The 17,978-nt window shown below is 46.6% G+C and carries 15 protein-coding genes; 1 reads left to right on the top strand and 14 read right to left on the bottom strand.

Features of this window, described 5'->3' with window-relative positions:
- Positions 1-124 precede the first annotated feature (124 nt).
- From ACYQ2E_RS09150 to uvrC, 5 genes are all read right to left on the bottom strand, one after another.
- Positions 125-556, bottom strand: coding sequence for a Spx/MgsR family RNA polymerase-binding regulatory protein (locus ACYQ2E_RS09150; RefSeq protein WP_460017761.1), 432 nt, complete (start codon positions 554-556; stop codon positions 125-127).
- A gap of 98 nt (positions 557-654) precedes the next feature.
- On the bottom strand, positions 655-1,782 hold the full coding sequence (gene alr, locus ACYQ2E_RS09145) for an alanine racemase (RefSeq protein ID WP_460017760.1): 1,128 nt from the start codon (positions 1,780-1,782) through the stop codon (positions 655-657).
- 54 nt (positions 1,783-1,836) lie between these two features.
- Positions 1,837-2,199, bottom strand: coding sequence for a holo-ACP synthase (gene acpS, locus ACYQ2E_RS09140; RefSeq protein WP_460017759.1), 363 nt, complete (start codon positions 2,197-2,199; stop codon positions 1,837-1,839).
- 50 nt (positions 2,200-2,249) lie between these two features.
- On the bottom strand, positions 2,250-3,317 hold the full coding sequence (gene mutY / locus ACYQ2E_RS09135; RefSeq protein WP_460017758.1) for an A/G-specific adenine glycosylase: 1,068 nt from the start codon (positions 3,315-3,317) through the stop codon (positions 2,250-2,252).
- A gap of 11 nt (positions 3,318-3,328) precedes the next feature.
- Positions 3,329-5,164, bottom strand: coding sequence for an excinuclease ABC subunit UvrC (gene uvrC / locus ACYQ2E_RS09130; protein WP_460017757.1), 1,836 nt, complete (start codon positions 5,162-5,164; stop codon positions 3,329-3,331).
- Positions 5,165-5,331: 167 nt separating this feature from the next.
- On the opposite strand from uvrC, the gene ACYQ2E_RS09125 reads away from it, so the two are divergent.
- Positions 5,332-5,862: an HdeD family acid-resistance protein gene (locus ACYQ2E_RS09125; RefSeq protein WP_460017756.1), complete on the top strand. Its 531-nt coding sequence runs from the start codon at positions 5,332-5,334 to the stop codon at positions 5,860-5,862.
- A gap of 55 nt (positions 5,863-5,917) precedes the next feature.
- Here ACYQ2E_RS09125 and ACYQ2E_RS09120 read toward each other — a convergent pair whose 3' ends face one another.
- From ACYQ2E_RS09120 to budA, 9 genes are all read right to left on the bottom strand, one after another.
- Positions 5,918-6,430, bottom strand: coding sequence for a nucleoside deaminase (locus ACYQ2E_RS09120; RefSeq protein ID WP_460017783.1), 513 nt, complete (start codon positions 6,428-6,430; stop codon positions 5,918-5,920).
- Positions 6,427-7,179 (bottom strand): MBL fold metallo-hydrolase, encoded by a 753-nt coding sequence (locus ACYQ2E_RS09115; RefSeq protein ID WP_460017755.1) that lies wholly within the window; start codon positions 7,177-7,179, stop codon positions 6,427-6,429. Before ACYQ2E_RS09115 ends, ACYQ2E_RS09120 begins: the two co-directional genes overlap by 4 nt.
- A 131-nt stretch (positions 7,180-7,310) precedes the next feature.
- Entirely contained in the window at positions 7,311-8,732 is a 1,422-nt protein-coding gene (locus ACYQ2E_RS09110) for an anion permease (protein ID WP_460017754.1), read from the bottom strand.
- 99 nt (positions 8,733-8,831) lie between these two features.
- Entirely contained in the window at positions 8,832-10,223 is a 1,392-nt protein-coding gene (locus ACYQ2E_RS09105; protein ID WP_460017753.1) for a class II fumarate hydratase, read from the bottom strand.
- Positions 10,220-11,851 carry an NAD-dependent malic enzyme gene (locus tag ACYQ2E_RS09100; RefSeq protein WP_460017752.1) on the bottom strand — a complete coding sequence of 544 codons (1,632 nt, stop codon included), beginning with the start codon at positions 11,849-11,851 and terminating at the stop codon, positions 10,220-10,222. The genes ACYQ2E_RS09105 and ACYQ2E_RS09100 overlap by 4 nt, the downstream gene beginning before the upstream one ends.
- Before the next feature lie 154 nt (positions 11,852-12,005).
- Positions 12,006-12,890, bottom strand: coding sequence for a LysR family transcriptional regulator (locus ACYQ2E_RS09095; protein ID WP_460017751.1), 885 nt, complete (start codon positions 12,888-12,890; stop codon positions 12,006-12,008).
- Positions 12,891-13,082: 192 nt separating this feature from the next.
- Positions 13,083-14,315, bottom strand: a complete 1,233-nt coding sequence (gene rpsA / locus ACYQ2E_RS09090) for a 30S ribosomal protein S1 (protein WP_460017750.1) — start codon at positions 14,313-14,315, stop codon at positions 13,083-13,085.
- Positions 14,316-14,658: 343 nt separating this feature from the next.
- Positions 14,659-17,022 (bottom strand): formate C-acetyltransferase, encoded by a 2,364-nt coding sequence (gene pflB / locus ACYQ2E_RS09085; RefSeq protein WP_460017749.1) that lies wholly within the window; start codon positions 17,020-17,022, stop codon positions 14,659-14,661.
- Positions 17,023-17,252: 230 nt separating this feature from the next.
- Entirely contained in the window at positions 17,253-17,954 is a 702-nt protein-coding gene (budA, locus tag ACYQ2E_RS09080) for an acetolactate decarboxylase (RefSeq protein WP_460017748.1), read from the bottom strand.
- Positions 17,955-17,978: the final 24 nt, after the last annotated feature.

The following is a 17,978-nucleotide window of genomic DNA, read 5'->3' as shown; positions in this document are numbered from 1 at the left end:
TTAGACTCTTGTAACATTTAATTTTTCAGATTGTAAACAAAATCACGATGAATTTTGTCTACAGTCTGATTTTTTGTCCCCTGAATAAATATCTGCCTGACTTGTACGAAAAAGAACCAGCTGTTCAACTGGTTCTTGAGCCTTCCGACATTGCCAAATCCTCGTGAATTGCCTGAATATCCTCATCAAGCTTGACCTTGCGGAAATTCCGCGGCAAAAACTTGCGGATATCATCCTCATTGTAACCGACTTGCAAGTGTGTGTCGTCAAAAATAAGCGGCCGGCGAAGCAGCGTACGATTCTCGTTGATAAGTGCGATAAGCCTGCTGATAGAAACATTGTCAAAATTCACATCAAGGTGTGTATAGGCTTTGCTGCGTTTAGAGATGATTTCTTCCGTCCCGTCATCCGTCAATGAAAGAATTTTCAGCAAATCCTCTTTCTTGATTTCATCGGTCAAAAGATTAATTTCCTTATATTTGAGTTCGTGCGCACGGAGCCATTCCTCAGCCTTTTTACAAGAACTGCACGACGGCACCGTATAAACTATTATCATAGACACTCCTCGCTTTCTAAGCTCATATCCCGTCCTACTCTAATAAACTGTCTGCTTACATTGTAGTTTGTTCTACTGAAAGAAAGCTTAAAAACATCTTAAAGATATTCTCGATAAATCCTATCCGACAAAGAGGTCAAAATTTCATAATTTATTGTCCCGCGATAGTCGGCAATATCATCAGCTGTAATCTCCAAATCTCCGTCCCGGCCGATTAATACCACCTTTGTCCCTATAGGATAACGGTGCTCAAGCCTAATCGTCATCTGGTCCATCGAAACCCGCCCCACAATTTCACAGAATTTGCCGTCAACCAGCACGCGAAAGCCCTGTAAATCCCTCGCCCAGCCGTCTGCGTAGCCTATCGGCAATGTTCCAATGAATGTAGGCTCAGTGGCCGTATAAGTCGCGCCATAGCCGACCGTGTCGCCTGCTTGAATTTCCTTCACATGCGTAAGTTCCGACTGCAGCGACAAAGCAGCCTCCAGCTTCACATCAGCCGGCAGCATCAGTGCCCTTCCGCTCGGATTCAGCCCGTAAAGCGCCAAACCCAGCCGCTCAATGTCCTGAACCTGTTCACTGTGCCAAATTCCTGCAGCAGAATTTGTAGAATGGACATAATGCGGCCGTCTGGACAAATTTGACAAAAGCTCAGCAAATCTTGACGCCTGCAAGTCATATTGACTGGTGTCCACCTCATCCGCCGTGGCAAAATGGGTGAAAACGCCGTCAAATATTATCCCGTGATTATCCATTAAATCAATCATGGCATTTGCTTCAGCGAAATCACGCACACCAATGCGTCCCATTCCGGTGTCAATCCCAATATGCAGCTTCAGACCAGATAAATCCTCATCAGACTTGAGCACAAGCTCCAGCCATTCTAAACTAGGAGCAGTCAATGTCAAATCCAGCTCACGCGCAATCGATGCATCTTCAGGCACAATTCCCGATAAAATCAGAATCGGCTTTTTCTGTAGACCGCCGTCACGCAGCTCGATTGCCTCATCTAGATTTGACACACAAAAACCGCCGACCAAATCTTCAATCGCCCGTGAAACTTTCACTGCGCCATGCCCATAGGCATTTGCCTTGACGGCTGGCCAAATCTCAGGCACCTTTCCGTCATCATTCAGTCCAATATGGCTGCGAATCTTTATCAGATTGCGCCGAATCGCTGCTAAATCAATTTTTGCCGGTGTATGCCGATGTGGTGCTGGAATCACTGTATTTTCCCTTCTACTTCAACTGAGTTCATCTTCGCCGTTTCGCGTCGTGTTTCACATCTTATTCTCCAAAATAACAAAAGCCGTCGCTTCAAACTGGGTATGAGAAATTGACAAATGGACATTTCCCTCATCAAAGGGCTGCTCCACAAAAAAAGGATTTCCCTTATCATCGTTGTCAATCGTCAGGTCCAGAAAATGCAGCTGTGAGCTGATGCCCGTTCCGTAAGCCTTCGCAAATGCTTCTTTCGCCGCCCAGCGTCCTGCCAGAAATTCCGTTTTCCGGACAAGTGTAGCAAAACTGTCAAATTTCAGCAGTTCAGTCTCCGTCAAAACTTTTTCAACAAAGCGGCGATTCTCAAGCGCTGTCGTAATTCGGGACAATTCCACTGTGTCCACGCCAATTCCAATAATCATTATGATAAGTATATCAAAAATTCGCTTGAAGCGAATTTTAACGATTTTTATTATTCGGAATCTTTCAGAAACTTAAATAGCTTAATCTGCGGACCTGCCAGCGCATGGCTTTTTAAATCCTTTTCGGACAGCCATTTTTGATTGTACAAGGCTGATTCCTCATGCACTTGTCCTGTTTCCAGCTGGCAAACGATTAAACGCACATGCCATTTTAGATGCGAGAAAACGTGTGTGATTTCGCCTATTTCCTCAAATTTGACGACAGAAGATTTGAAATCCGCCGGCAAATCAATCTCAGCATTTTCTTGGACTTCTTTCAGCGGAAAGGTCCACATATCAGCTAGCAGGCCATTTGACGGCCGCTGTGCCATCAGATATTTACCCGCAGATTTAAGTGCAAATGCTTGATAATAAACGTCTTTCTGCTTCAGTTTTTTTGACTTGACAGGAAATTTCTCCTGCGTACCCTGGGCGAACGCCGCACAATAGGCAGAAATTGGACAAATTTCACATTTTGGCGATTTCGGCAGGCAAATGCTAGCGCCAAGGTCCATCAATGCCTGGTTAAAATCTCCCGGCTCCTTATAACTAATGACTTGGCGGAACTTTTCATCAAAAATTTTTCTTGTTGCGGCTTTGGAAATGTCGTCAGAAATCGCAAAAACTCGACTGCCTACGCGAAAAAGATTCCCGTCAATCGCAGCTTCCGGCAGATTAAAACAGATAGAAGCAATGGAGGCTGCGGTATATGGACCAATTCCCTTGATGGAGCGGATTTTATCTATTTCTTGAGGAAAGTCGCCCTTGAACTCAGACATTATCTGCTGGGCACCGGCTTTCAAGTTTCTCGCCCGCGAATAATAACCCAGACCTTCCCAGAGTTTCAGTAATTCTGCATCGTCAGCATTTGCTAGGTCGGAAATGGCCGGATATTTTTTCAGAAATTTCTCGTAATAGGGAATGACTGTCTCCACTTGTGTCTGCTGGGACATGATTTCTGAAATCCAGATTTTGTAGGGCTCGTTTGTCTCACGCCAGGGCAGAGCTCTTTTACTGGCCTGATACCATCTCAGCAGCGAAGTTTGAAAGTCTTTGATTTTTGCTTTGTTCCAATTCATGTGCAATTATTTCATTTCTGTGCAGCTGGTTCTGTCTCTTTCAGAGCGTTCCAGTTCTCGTCAGGCTTTTCTTGTCCGCTGAGCTTTGCTTTGACGCGTTCAGCCACCTCGTACGGCACGCCGGCATCGGCTACCTGCTGGATGCTGGCTTCCTCGACGGCTTTCATGTTTTTAAAGGCTGTCAGCAGCTTCTGTTTTCGCTTAGGCCCCAGCCCTGCAATCCCGTCCAGCTTGGATGAGAAAGTATTTTTCCCCCGAACCTGCCGGTGGAAAGTGATGGCAAATCTGTGGACTTCGTCCTGTATCCGCTGCAGCAGGAAGAATTCCTGAGAATTCCGGCTCATCGGCACGACTTCCAGCGGGTCGCCGAAGAGCAGCTCGGAGGTCTGGTGCTTGTCGTCTTTCTGCATGCCGGCCACCGGAATGTCCAGCCCCAGCTCGTCTAGAATCGCCTTGGCCGCGTGTACCTGCCCCGCTCCGCCGTCCATGGCAATCAGGTCCGGAAGCACGCCGCCCTCACGAATGGCCCGCGAATAGCGCCGGGTAATGACTTCACGCATCGAGGCATAGTCGTCCGCCCCCTCGACGGTTTTGATCTTGTACTTGCGGTAGTCCTTCTTCGAGGGCTTGCCGTCAATGAAAACGACCATCGCGCTGACTGGCGACGTCCCCATGATATTCGAGTTGTCAAAGCTCTCAATCCGCGTAGGCGTAGGAATCCCCAGCATTTCACCGAGATTTTCGACAGCGCCCTTGGTTTTAATCAAATCTTTTTCGACGAGGTCAAATTTCAGCTGGAGCTGCTGCTGCGCGTTTTTATTGGCCATCAGCACCAGCTGCTTTTTCTCGCCGCGCGCAGGCTGGAAGACCTTTGCCTTGTTATCCACCAGGGCTGAGACAGAAGCCGTGTCAATGTCCTTCGGAATAAATATCTCGCCTGGCAGTAAATGCTGCTGGTCCTTGTAAAACTGGCCGATATATGTCAGAAAGTCTTCTTCCGGTTCATTGTAGTAGGGGAAAAGATTGACGTCACGCTTGATGAGCTTGCCCTGGCGCATGAAGAAAACCTGCACACACATCCAGCCTTTGTCCACAGCATAACCGAAGATGTCACGGTCTTTATTGTCCAGATTACGCACGCGCTGCTTGGTTCTCAGGATTCCGATGGCTTTGATGATGTCGCGATATTCGGCAGCCTGTTCAAATTCCAGATTATCCGAAGCCTCCTGCATTTTCTGCTTCATTTCATCCACGATTTCATTGTCATCGGTCGTCAGAAACTTCGTGACCTGTTGGGTCATTTTCACATAAACCTGCGGATCCACGTGATTCACGACGGGGCAGAGACACTGATGAATATGGTAATAAAAGCAGACCCGCGTTTCGTGCAGGCTGCACTTGCGGAAAGGGAAAATCCGGTCTATCAGATGCTTGATTTCCTGTGCGGCGCCTACATCCGGATAAGGCCCGAAGTAATGCCCGCCGTCTTTCCTGACATTGCGTGTGATTTCCACGCGCGGATATTTTTCATTGGTAATTTTGATGAAAGGATAAGACTTGTCGTCTTTCAGCAGAATGTTGTATTTCGGCTTGTACTCTTGAATCATGTTGATTTCGAGCAGGAGCGCCTCAATATTTGAGCCTGTGACAATCCATTCGACATCGGCGATTTCAGAAACCAGCAGTTCTGTCTTCGTGTCGTGCGAGCCGTGGAAATACGAGCGCACGCGGTTTTTCAGGTTTTTGGCCTTGCCGACGTAGATGATTTGTCCGTTTTTATCTTTATGCTGATAGCAGCCGGGCGAATCCGGCAGGAGCTCGAGTTTGTGTTTGATAATGTCGTTCATTGTTTTAGATAATTATAACATTTTTGCGCTGTGAGTACAGGCAAATTTTTTAATTTAAATCTTATGTATTTGCCACTTTTTTCTAAATAATATATAATGTTTTTGACATTTTTAAACAAATATGTTACAATCGTATTTATAACATATAGAAAGTGAGGAACATTAATATGTTAAACAATTCTTTTTCAAAAAAGCTGCGCAGCCATATTGGTATTAACGGGCTTCTGTCACTGATTGCTGGTCTGCTCATTCTTTTCTGGCCTGGGAGGTCGGCTGCGGTTGTGACGGTTCTCATCGGCATTTCCTTTGCGATAATCGGACTCTTTTATGTCATTACCAGTTTTTCTGCTGTTGATGAATCAGGCTGGGGGCGCTTCGGGCATTTGCTTCTGGGCGCGCTTTATCTCGTTGCCGGGATTTTCTCTTTCATCAATTTGGCTGCAACGACGACTTATCTTTTCCTGTTTATTGGAATTTTCGTGGGAATCACTTGGCTGGTGGAAGGTTTCACAGCATTTGGAATGGTGCAGTACAGCTCGTCTAAGGGCTGGACAATCTTTTCTGCGATTTTGAGTGTACTGGCTGGTCTTTCGCTGCTTTTCACGCCGTTTATGGGGGCTGCTTTTCTCTGGATTTTATTGGGTATTTCTCTGGTTGTGCTTGGCGCTATCAAGATTATCCGTTATTTCATTTGGTGATTCTCTTTCAAAAACAAAAAAATTTTCCGCTGAATGTTCAGAGGAAAATTTTTATTTATCGTCGATTTCGGAAAAAATTCTGCATGATGGCTGCGCATTTTTCTTCTAAAATCCCGGATTCAACTTGCACGCGATGGTTGAGACGTTTGTCCTGCAGGACTTGATAAAGGCTCTCCACGGCACCGAATTTCGGATTTGCCGCGCCATAATACACTTCCGGCATTCTGGCTAGTCCGATTGCGCCGGCACACATCAGGCAAGGCTCTATCGTCACAAAAAGTGCGCAGTCTGTCAAGCGCCAATTTCCAGTCGCCGCATTGGCCGCTTCAATGGCGGAAATTTCCGCATGATGAGTGGCACGTTCATCGAGTTCGCGGCGGTTAAATCCTCGGCCGATGATTTTTAATTCGGCTTCTGGAATTCGCTCAAAGAGTCCTGAGGCTGCTTTTTCCCGCGGAATCTGCACAATCACGCAGCCAATCGGCACTTCGTTGTTATCTGCTGCCTTCTGTGCTTCAATTAGGGCCTCTTGCATGAAAAATTCTTTTTCTTCCGCCGTGAATGTCATAGCTGCCATTGCTTGTGGGGCTGCGCAAGCTCGACCTTTATCTCATGGCCTGCCGCGTCTTGCGCTTCTTTCTCTAATTGATTTAAATCACAAAACTGCGGTAGATGGCTTAAAATCAGTGTTTTCACATCTGCTTCTCGCGCAATTTTTCCCGCTTCTTCGCTTGACAAATGGTTGGGCATGTTGTGCTTGTCTTTCAGGAAATAAACATCCGCCAGCAGCACGTCCGCCGCCTTGCTGAACTCCGCCAGCTCAGGGAAATAGCCGGTGTCGCCCGTGTAAAGCAGCACCTGTCCTGTTCTGCGCTCAATAATGCGCATGGCATAGCAGGTCACGGGATGGACTGTTTTCAGGAAAGTTACATCAAATGGCCCGATTTTATTGACTTTATTGACATCATAAGCATGTCCTTCGGAAACCTTATCCATGGTGAGTTTGGCGAATTCAAAGGCATTTTCATCGTGTCCGTAAATTTTCAGAATCATGCCGTCCCAGCCGTCCTGTCCCAGCGGATAAAGCTGGCGATACTGCCGCAGCACGCCGAGATCTGCAATGTGATCCTCGTGATAATGGCTGACCAGCACCGCATCCAGCTGCGTCGGCTGCAGTTCGTGCTCGAGTTCGGTTACTGCCCGGCTGCCGCAGTCTAGAAGCATGTTGAAGCCGGATTCTGACTGCAGCAAATAGGAAGTTGTTCCGGCATCGCGGGTGGGGTAGCCTCCCCAGACGCCTAAAGCTGTTAATTTCATTCTTTCACCTCGTTTTGCTTTTTGTTCTTGGAAGTATTTAAGTTTCTATTTAAATTATAGCAGAAAATTGGGTATGTTGATGGCTTCTGGCCCTTAAAAAAATCCACGATTTCTCGTGAATTTTCAGACTTTTACCAAATCCCGATAATTTTCATCCAGCCGGTACCAATCGTCAGGAAAATGACAATATACATCAGTCCCAAGATAAAACACAATCGCCACCAGTCATTTTGTTTGACGAAACCTGAACCGAAGACGACGGGAGCAGGGCCTGAGGCATAATGCGTCGTTGAGCCGAGCAAATTGCCGAAATAGCCAATCATCAGGGCCGCAAGCATTGGCGGAACGCCGCCGGCCAGGGTCAAGGCGAGTGCCGCTGAATATAGGGCGGTGGTATGCGCTGTCTCTGAAGCAAACATGTAATGAACATAGAAATAAGCAAGCAGGACGATAACCAGAACGGCAAACCAGGGCAGACCGTGGAGCACTTTGCTCACATCTGTTGAGAGCCAGGAAATGAAGCCCAGCTCGTTAAGCTGACCGGCCATCATTACCAGCACGGAGAACCAGAAGAAAGTATTCCAGGCTCCCCCTTCGTTCAAGATGTCTTTCCAGGTCAGCACGCCTGTCAGCAGGAGAATTGCGATGGCAATAAAGCCGACGGTTGTCGCATCCATACCGATAAAACTTCCGGCAACCCAAAGAGCCAGCGATAGAAGGAAAGTGCCCATCATAATTTTTTCAGCTGCTGAAATCGGCCCTTGAGCTGCCAGCTCTTTCTGCGCCCAGTCTTTTGCACCTGGCGTCTCTTTGATTTGCGGCGGATAAATTTTGTAAAGAACCAATGGTGCCAGGATTAAGGCAATCACTCCGGGAACAAGTGCTCCCAGAAACCAGATGAACCATGACATGTGAATGCCGGCTTTCAGTGCGAGTGCATAAGCAATCGGGTTACCAGCTTCGGCTGTCAGAAACATGGCTGAGGTGACGACATTTGCCTGATATTGTGTGAAAGCCAGGAAAGAGCCGACTTTAGCTTCGGTATGATCTTCCGGATCTGAACCGAGTGCGTGAGAAATTGATCTTACAATCGGGTGGACAATTCCCCCGCCGCGCGCAGTATTACTTGGTGTTGCCGGCGCCAGAATCAGGTCTACGCCGACAATTGAATAGGCTAGTCCCAGCGTTTTTCTGCCGAATGTTCGAACAAATATCAAGGCAACGCGCCGGCCTAGTCCTGTTTTGATGAAGCCTCGCGAGAGGAAGAATGCCAGTGCAATGAGCCAGATGCTCGAATTTCCGAAGCCTGTGATTGCTTTAGCCATCGGCACTGTTCCTGTCAGCACTGTAAGTGTAAATCCAACCAGTGCAATTGCGCCAATCGGCAGTGGTTTGGTGATGAGGGCAACGATGGTGGCAACAAAAATTGCAAACATGTGCCAGGCTGCCATTGACACGCCTGCTGGTTTAACGGGAGATAGGAGCCAGATAATCAGCCCGATGACAATTGGTATGATGAATTTTTTGTAGTTTATTTTTTCAAGGGTACTCATTTTTTCTCCTTTAAATAGCGTTCGACTCAGTTTTTTGAGTAAGCGCTTTCTTGCTCTGTGCAAATAATGACACTAATTTCATAATGTGAAAAATTTCTTTTATTCTTTCGCTGAACGTTCCAGATTCGTCATGGCCGAAAAGTCCATCCACTCGTCATATTCAGCGGCACTGATTCGTCCATCGGCAAGTGCCGCCGCCCGTAAACTTGTGCCTTCGCGGTCAGCTTTCTGCGCAATTTCAGCAGCCGCATGGTAACCAATATGGGGAGAGAGCGCAGTCACTGTCATCAGCGAATTCTCGAGCAATTCTTCCATACGTGCCGCATTGATTTCAAGGCCTGCCACGAGCTTGTCCGCAAAGCCCGTCATTGTTCCGGCAAGCAAATTCGCCGACTCCAGGAAACTGGCAATCAGAACAGGTTTATAGACATTCATCTCGAAATTTCCCTGGCTGGCCGCAAGTCCAATCGTCACATCATTGCCGAGCACACGAACCGCCGCCATGGTCAGAGCCTCAGCCTGCGTCGGATTGACTTTCCCCGGCATAATCGAGCTTCCCGGCTCATTGGCAGGAATTTTGAGCTCACCGTAGGCAGCCCGAGGTCCAGAAGCCAGAAATCGGAGATCATTGGCAATTTTGATGAGATCAGCCGCCAAAGTTTTGATGGCGCTGTGGACGATAACCAAGGCAGAATGATGCGCCAGACCATAGAATTTATTTGATTCAGCTGTAAATGGCGCATCGTAGAGCTCCGACATCTGCGCCGCAATTTTTCCGCCCAGCTCCGGGTTCGCATTTAAGCCTGTACCGACAGCCGTACCGCCGATTGCCAGCTCATAGAGCGTGGGCTTGAGCGTCTGCAGATAAGCCAAATCATGCTTCAAAGCAGACAAGTAGCCGGAAATTTCCTGTCCAAAAGTCAAAGGCGTGGCATCCTGCAGATGGGTGCGTCCAACTTTCACAACGCTCCAGAATTCGTCCTGCTTGATACGCAATTGCACAATCAGATTCTGCAGCGCTTTTTCCAGTGCCGTGACGGCTTCGACGGCCACCAGGTGCATGGCTGTCGGAAAAATATCATTGGAGCTCTGAGCGCGGTTGACATCATCATTAGGCGAAATTTCAAGGCCGGGACGGCTGGCAAGATGCGCTACCACTTCGTTGACATTCATATTGGTCTGTGTGCCGGAGCCTGTCTGATAAACAGACAAGGGGAAATCTTTGCCTAAGTCGTCATCCGATTGTGCTAGTAAAGTTGTGATAGTCTGCACAATGGCTTCTGCTTTTTCAGCTTCAATTTGGCCAAGTTCCTGATTAGACAGGGCGGCGGCTTTTTTCAAATTGAGCAGGGCACGGATAATCGGCAGAGGCATTTTCTCACCCGTCGGGAAATTTTCCAGACTACGCTGCGTCTGCGCCGACCAATGCGCATTCACCGGCACTTTAACCTCTCCCAGAGTATCTTCTTCGATGCGATAATGTTCACTCATTCGTATTTTGCCTCCCAGATTTCATTTTCCACAGCTGCTTTGACATCTGTTATCACCCGCGCTGCGACACCGTCGTCAATTGCTGCTTGTACCACGGCCTCAGCCACGAGTCGTGAGGCTTCGCGGACATATTGAAGCGGCGGCAGAATCGGTGCGCCTGCCTGACTCAAATCCTGCAGCGCTGAAATCGCGCCTGCGGCTTTTGACAGCATGTTTTTCGTGACCGTACTTGCCTTCGCCGTCACAATTCCTAAGCCCAGTCCAGGATAGAGCAGAGCATTATTAGCCTGTCCAATGATGTATTCAACGCCGTCAAATTCGACAGGGGCTGAAGGGCTTCCCGTCACTACCAAAGCTCGGCCGTTTGTCCATTGAATGAGATTTTCAGCTGTAGCTTCACAGAGCTTCGTCGGATTGGAAATCGGCAGGATTGCTGGACGGTCATTGATTTCTGCCATTTTGCGCACGGCTGCTTCGGTGAAGGCACCTGGCTGTCCAGAGCAGCCAATCAGTACCGTCGGCTGAACCGCCTCAATGATTTGAGTCAAATCTGTCAGATTTTTCAAATTCTCTTCATCTGAACGGGCATAACGTTGTTGCCCTTCAGTTAAGTCCGCCATATCCGCCGTTACCAGTCCATATCGGTCCACCACATAAATCCGCGCATAAGCCTCCTCATCAGAAAGCCCGGTCAGCCGCATTTCCTGCCGAATCTGGTCAGAAATCCCAATACCGGCCGTCCCGCCGCCGAAAATCAGATAACGGTGCTCTGTAATCGGCTTTTTCGTGACCTCAGCTACCGCATAAACAGCCGCCGCCATCATAATTCCTGTTCCCTGAATGTCATCATTAAAAGTCGTAATCTTATCCTGATACTGCGCCAGAATCGCCGCCGCATTGCCCCGGCCGAAATCCTCCCAGTGGAAAAGTACACCAGGAAACAGTTTTTTAGCCGCTGCAACAAACTGTTCAATATATGCCAGATAATCACTGCCCGTTTTACGCGCACATTTTTTCCCGACATAATGCGGGTCTGCCAGCAATTCCGGATTTTCCGTGCCGTTGTCAATCACCACAGGCAGCACCCGCCGCGGATTGAGCCCGGCCGCCACCGTATAAACTGCCAGTTTCCCGACCGAAATCATCACGCCGCCAACGCCCCAGTCGCCGATTCCCAGCACACCCTCGCCGTCCGTAATGACCATGACGTCCACCTGCTCCAAATCACTGGCAGCCGCACGCATTGCCGCTTCAAGCATTTCAGGATAATCCGTATCCAAATAAAGCGCCCCGTGACCCTGAACAAAATCCCGTGAAAAATTCGTCACAGCATCCGCAATCGTCGGCGTATAAATCACTGGCAGCAGCTCCTCCACATGTGCGGCCACAGTTGCATAATAAAGCACGCGATTACTGTCATAAATCGTCATCAGATATTGATTTTTGGCATAATTATCAGAAATCTGGGTTAATTTTTTATAAACTGCAGATGTCTGCGTTTCCAAGGTCTCTACCGCGGCTGGAATCAGCCCCTGCAGCCCATATTTTTCGCGTTCCTTGTCAGTAAAAGCTTGCCCCTTGTTCAAAAAAGCTTTCGTCAGCACATTCTTCCCGTAAAAATCCGTCATTTTCAGTTTTCCTTCCTTTTGTTAAGTTGCGTGATTGCGTTCAAGCAAACGCTTCGCTTGCTCGATTGTGTATCCGTTTTCACCATTATTATAACGGCTCTATCGGCAAATGTAAAATACTATTTTTTAATCGAATTATAGATAAAAACTATAACTAAAGCCCAGCATTTGCCCGAATCAGATTTTCCTTCACTCTTTTTTCAAATTCCGAAAGCTCCCTGTCCTTTTTAAAAACCAGATAAACATAAAAATAAACCGGAACCTTTAGCGGAATCGCCCGAATATCCTTTCGCGAACCCAGTGAACTCGTAATCAGAAAGCCGATTCCGGTCCCGTTTGAAATCAAAGATTTAGCGGTCTGAATTTCATTGGCAATCACGAAATTTTTTACTTCATCTTTCATGCCGTGTTCCAGACACAGCTCCTTCAAAATCTTATACTGAACAAAGTCATTTCCCAGCGAAACAAACTGCTCGCCTGCAAGCTCGGAAAAATCAATACTTTTGCGCTTGGCCAAAGGATGCTCCAGACTCATGCAGATTGAATAACTGTCCCGCATGATAAAATAAGTCTCCAGATGACTATTCTTTATTGGCGACTCAGTCCCGATAAAACACATTTCCAGCTTGTCCTTTTTAAGAAGCTTCTTCATATTTTCAGAACCCGTTTCAATCAGCTCAAGACCGCCAATTACACTCTTATCTAAACGTTTCATGATTTTTGGGAAAAGGTAAGCCCCAATAATTGGCGGTACACCGAGCCGTACCTTTTTCTCCTCTTCGTCCTTAACCTCCATGTAAATAATGTCAATCTCCCGCAGAATTTTCTTGGCGTGCGCAAAAACAAGCTCACCCTCTGCAGTCAGCACCATCGCCTTAGCGCCGCGCTTGCGGATTAACAGACGCTTCCCCAGCTCATCCTCCAGCCGATTGATTGAAACCGTCAAAGAAGGCTGAGAAATAAAAAGCCGCTGTGAGGCCTTGGTAAAGCTCTTTTCCTCAGCAACCGCTACAAAATATTTTAAGTCACTTAAATGCATATCATCCCCCTTGTATGCGATTACACCATTATAGCAGAATAAACAGAACCGACTTATATTAATTTTTAATCTACTTATCGTTTAAACAAATCAATCTCCCGCTCAACAAATCATAGCTTGCGAACAAGTTATTTTAGACAAAAAATGATGCCGGCAAAATACCAGCATCATTTAGCATAAAACAAAATCAAATTATTTAAGCAGATCTTCCCAGTTCAAATCAGCAAATTGATCAGCCAAAGTGATTGTCTCAGCCGGCTCATTAAATTGTGCTGTATTCTGATGCTGGTTATCGCGCTTACCACGCGGCTTGCGCTCACGTCTCTCACCTTCTCCGTGAGACTTGTGCTCAGCATGAGCAGGTGCTTCCTCAAGCGCCTTGATTGAGAGTGAAATACGCTCTTCTTCAGGCTTGATGTCAAGGACTTTAACCTTAACAGCCTGACCTGGCTTAAGTACATCTTTCGGATTCTCAACACGCTCCCATGAAATCTGTGACACATGTACAAGTCCTTCAACACCAGGGAAGATTTCAACGAACGCGCCGAAGTCAGTCAAACGCTTCACAGTGCCGTCAACCACATCACCCTTGGCAAGCTTCGCTTCAATACCGTCCCATGGCCCAGGCTGTGTTGCCTTGAGTGACAATGAGATACGGCCGGATTCAGCATCCAGGCTCAAAATCTTAACATTTACCACGTCACCGACTGAAACAACATCAGACGGCTTTCTGATACGGCCGTGCGTCAGCTCAGTAATATGAACCAGTCCATCCACGCCGCCAAGATCAATAAATGCGCCGAAGTTTGTTGTGCGGGCAACTTTACCCTCAAGAATATCACCGACATTAAGTGCAGCAAAAACCTCTTTGCGGGCCTCAAAGTTTTCAGTCTCAATCACAACACGGCGATCCAGAATGAAACGCTGCTCAGCCGGATTGATTTCAATGATCTTCGCTTCAATTTCCTGGCCTTCAAAACGCTTTGTATCGCGCACAAAGTAAGTGTCAATCAGTGAAGCCGGAATAAATCCGCGTACACCCTTATATTCAACAGAAAGACCGCCTTTAACAGCTTTCAGAACTTTTACTGTTACAATCTCGCCTTCAGAGCCTTCGATTTCAGTCCAGGCCTTACGTGCAGCCAGACGCTTCAGAGAAAGCAGATAAACATTTGCCCCCTCAGACTCTTTACCAACGATTTGCTTAATGACCATCAAGTCCAGAACGTCACCAACCTTAACGAATGAGTTAATGTCAGCATCTTTCTCGTTAGTGATTTCACGAAGTGTCAGGATACCCTCAACGCCTGTACCAACGATAGACACAGTCGCTTGATCATTATCGACAGTCAGGATCTCTCCTTTCACGACATCCTTCACTTTAACGTCCTCGACGCTATTTAGCATTTGCTCAAATTCATTCATTAATGAAATTCCTCCTACTTCCCCGCGGGAAGCTATATTTAATTTATTTGACGGCCAAAACCGTACTTGTTCATTTTGCCACAATCTGCTGGATTTGTCAAGGTTAAAGCATTAAAATCAGTTTTTTATGAGAACTAATTAAGCTTTGTAAAAATATCAACGCTTTGTTCAATTTCTAAAACACTGAAAAACAGTCTGCAGACATTCATCCGCTCATAGCAATATTCTTTGAGTGAACAATCGATTTTTTATCCTCTTATAGTTTTAGACATTTTGTCCTGCAAAATATGCTTCACAATTTCACCTAAAAAACAGACCCGAAGGTCTGTCTTTTTAATCAGAATTAGATGTTAGAAGTATGCATCACTTCGTCATCGTCAGTTGACAAGACTTCGTGGAAGACACGCTCTGTCAATTCCTGCTTCTGCTCTGCAGTCAGATACTTAGTATTGACGCAGTAGCCGGAGATACGTACGATAACGTCTTCGCCGCGCATAATCTTGTCGTAGACATCTTTAAGGTCCATGACATTCAAGTTGATATGCTGGCCGGCAAAGTCAGTTCCGCCAATCAAAGCACCTGGTGTGAAGTAGCCGTCAAGAATGTTGACCAAGTTCGTCACTTGCTCTTTTTCTGTCTTGCCGAGTGCACGTGGTGCAACCTGAGTTGTCAGTGAGATACCGTCATTTGCATCTTTAAATTCAAGTTTTGCTAATGAACGGAGATTCTGCAGCCAGCCGCCTTTTGCCTTGTTTGAAGGGTTAGCGCCTGGTGAGAAGAATTCAAGCTTGCTCTTGTTCACAGTGCCGTCTTCATTGAGGTAGACACCTTTATGAACAGGTGAGTTACCCGTCTGCTTAGAATAAGCCACGTTTGAAGTGATGGTCAGCAGAGAAACAGTTGCTTCTGCATTCTTGTAAAGTTTATGTGAAGCCAGTTTTTCATGGTACATCTTCATCACAAGCTTCGCAATATCATCAGCACGGTCATCATCTTCACCATAACGAGGGAAGTCGCCTTCTACTTCGTAATCGTAGATGTAGCCGTTCTCGTCGCGGAGTGTCTTAACTTTCGCATATTTAATGGCTGAAAGTGAGTCGACAGTGTTGGCGAAACCGCAGATACCAAAGCCCATGTTAGCACGAACCTTAGTCGGCAGGAAGGCCATCTGAACTGCTTCGTAGTTGTACTTGTCAGTCATGTAGTGAATGATGTTCATGGCATCTACATAAGTCGAAGTCAGCCAGTTAAGTGATTTATCGAAGTTTGCCATGACAGTGTCATAGTCAAGAACTTCTTCTGTCACTGGCTCGATGTCAAAGACTTTGTAATCTTTATGAACATCGTCATATCCGCCGTTAAGACCTGTCAGCATTGCTTTCAGAACGTTGACACGCGCGCCGAAGTATTGAAGATTGTGACGTCCTTCTTCATTTTCAGGGTCCAATGGAGACACACAGCAAGAGATACATGACATTTCGCCGTAGCCGTCTTTGGCCATTGTATCAACTCCTTCGTATTGAATCGAGCTGTGCTTGTAGCTCATGTGCATGCAGTAGTACTTGAAGCTGTATGGCAGCTTAGATGACCAGAGCACCGTCAAGTTTGGCTCTGGCGCATTGCCGATGGTGTCAAGCGTGTTCAGGAAACGGAAGTCCATCTTTGTGACACGGTGACGACCGTCATTGCCCATACCAGCCATAGAAGTTGTGATAAATGTTGGGTCGCCTGAGTAAAGCTCATCGTAGGCCTGTGCACGTGCAAACTTGACTGTGCGGAGCTTCAGAACGAAATCATCTACGAATTCCTGGATTTCCTGCTCGGTGAATGTGCCGCGCGCCAAGTCACGTTCTGCGTAAATGTCAAGAACGATAGGCACACGTCCCATTGAAGTTGCAGCACCATTAAGAACACGGCAGACTGCCATGTAGGCAATGTTAACCCATTGAATGGCTTCTTGTACGTTCATAGCTGGACGTGAAACATCAAGGCCGTACAAATTACCGAAGTTGATGACCTGCTGCAGTGCTTCGTACTGCATGTTGATTTCTTCCTTAAGACGAATGTTCTCATCGTTGATTTCAGTGATGGCATCCCACTCGCGGGCTTTTTCCTTCATCAGGTAATCTGCACCGTACAATGGAAGACGGGCATAAACACCGATGATACGGCCGCGTGAATAAGCATCCGGCAGACCTGTGACAGTGTGAGCATGACGTGCTTTACGGACATTTGAAGTGTAGGCACGGAAGATACCGTCATTTACAGAAGTCATGCTGGTTGAAAGAATCTCGTGCAAATGAGGATCAACACTCAGACCATGCTCTGTCAGAACTTTTTCTGCAACGCGCAGTCCGCCTTTAGGCATAAAGTTCAAACGGAAAAGCTCTTTGTTCTGCATGCCGTAGATAACTTCAAGGTCCTTATCGTTAGGATCTACATAACCTGCAGGAATCTTATCGATTGAAGTGACGACATCTGTATCAAACGGAAATCCAACTTCTTCGTAGTGAGCTTTTGTATCCTCAATGATTTTTTTAACCTTAAGAGTACGCTCAGTAACGCCTGCTAAAAAGCTCTCATCACCATCATATGGTGTGTAATTGTCTTGGACAAAACGAGAAACACTGGCTTTATCCTGCCAATCAGTTCCTTTGAAGCCTTCCCAAGCTTGGTCAAAAATGTCTTTAGTCACTTTGACTTTCATCTAATCTTTCTCCTCCGAGCCTCTAATTTGGCTCTATTTTTTTACACTTCTATTTTAGCACTTAAGCCTTTACTTGTAAAGAACTAGTGTCTGAAGTTTTCAATCATTTTTCCGACTTTTGTAAGGTTTTCAGGAATTCTGAAAATGTTTGAATTGGCTTCCAAATATTTTCAGAAAATCCGTTTACAAACTGTCCATAATTCTTCATGGGCAAACAAAAATCACAATTTTTACTCTGTCAACTCAATAATTTCATTGATTTTCTGTAAGTCGATTTCGTTTTTCAGGAAATTTTCATCATAAATTGAAAAATCCTGCTCAATTCTATCAATTTTTCCTAATTCAACTTCGGCATTTTCCATGTCAAAATCATAGACATGTCCGCCGACGGTTTTATCGTCCGAGATGAAATGCAGATGGAAGCCTGCCAGAGCTGCGCCCTGAAAGAGTGAGGGAGCCCAGAAGCCCACGATTGTACCGGTCAAGTCAGAAAGCTCATACTCTGCCTGATGCGCCGAAACGACGTCAAAGCCTACACCAGAGGGAGTTTTCGTTGCCATTCTGATTTTCATTCTGGGAAAGTCGCCGTGGATTTTGACGGAATGAAAGAGATTTCTGCTTATCAGCCGGTTTTCTATCTGTTTTTCCGTTTCTGCCAGGCCAAAATTGCCCATAAGACCAAATTTAACATCTGCCTTCTGCTGCGTCACTGCAAGGTAGGGTGAGGTCTGAGCTGAATCAACAATGCGGACGCTGTTGTCGCCTCTGGCCTGATAAACTTGGCCGTCAAGCACAATCATTTCGCCGTCAACCTGGTCAAAGCTGCCGAGGCCGAAGTCGCCGTGCTGCGTGATATCTGAAACGCTGATTTGTCCGTCGTAGAATCCGGACATAAGCGATGCAAGTGTGTTGAATTGGTATAAAGCTGCCATAGCTTCCTTTCAATTTATAGTTTA

Source organism: Lactovum odontotermitis (genome assembly GCF_054658595.1).
The sequence above is the reverse complement of the archived record's forward strand: the minus strand, read 5'-3'. Positions and strand labels throughout refer to the sequence as shown.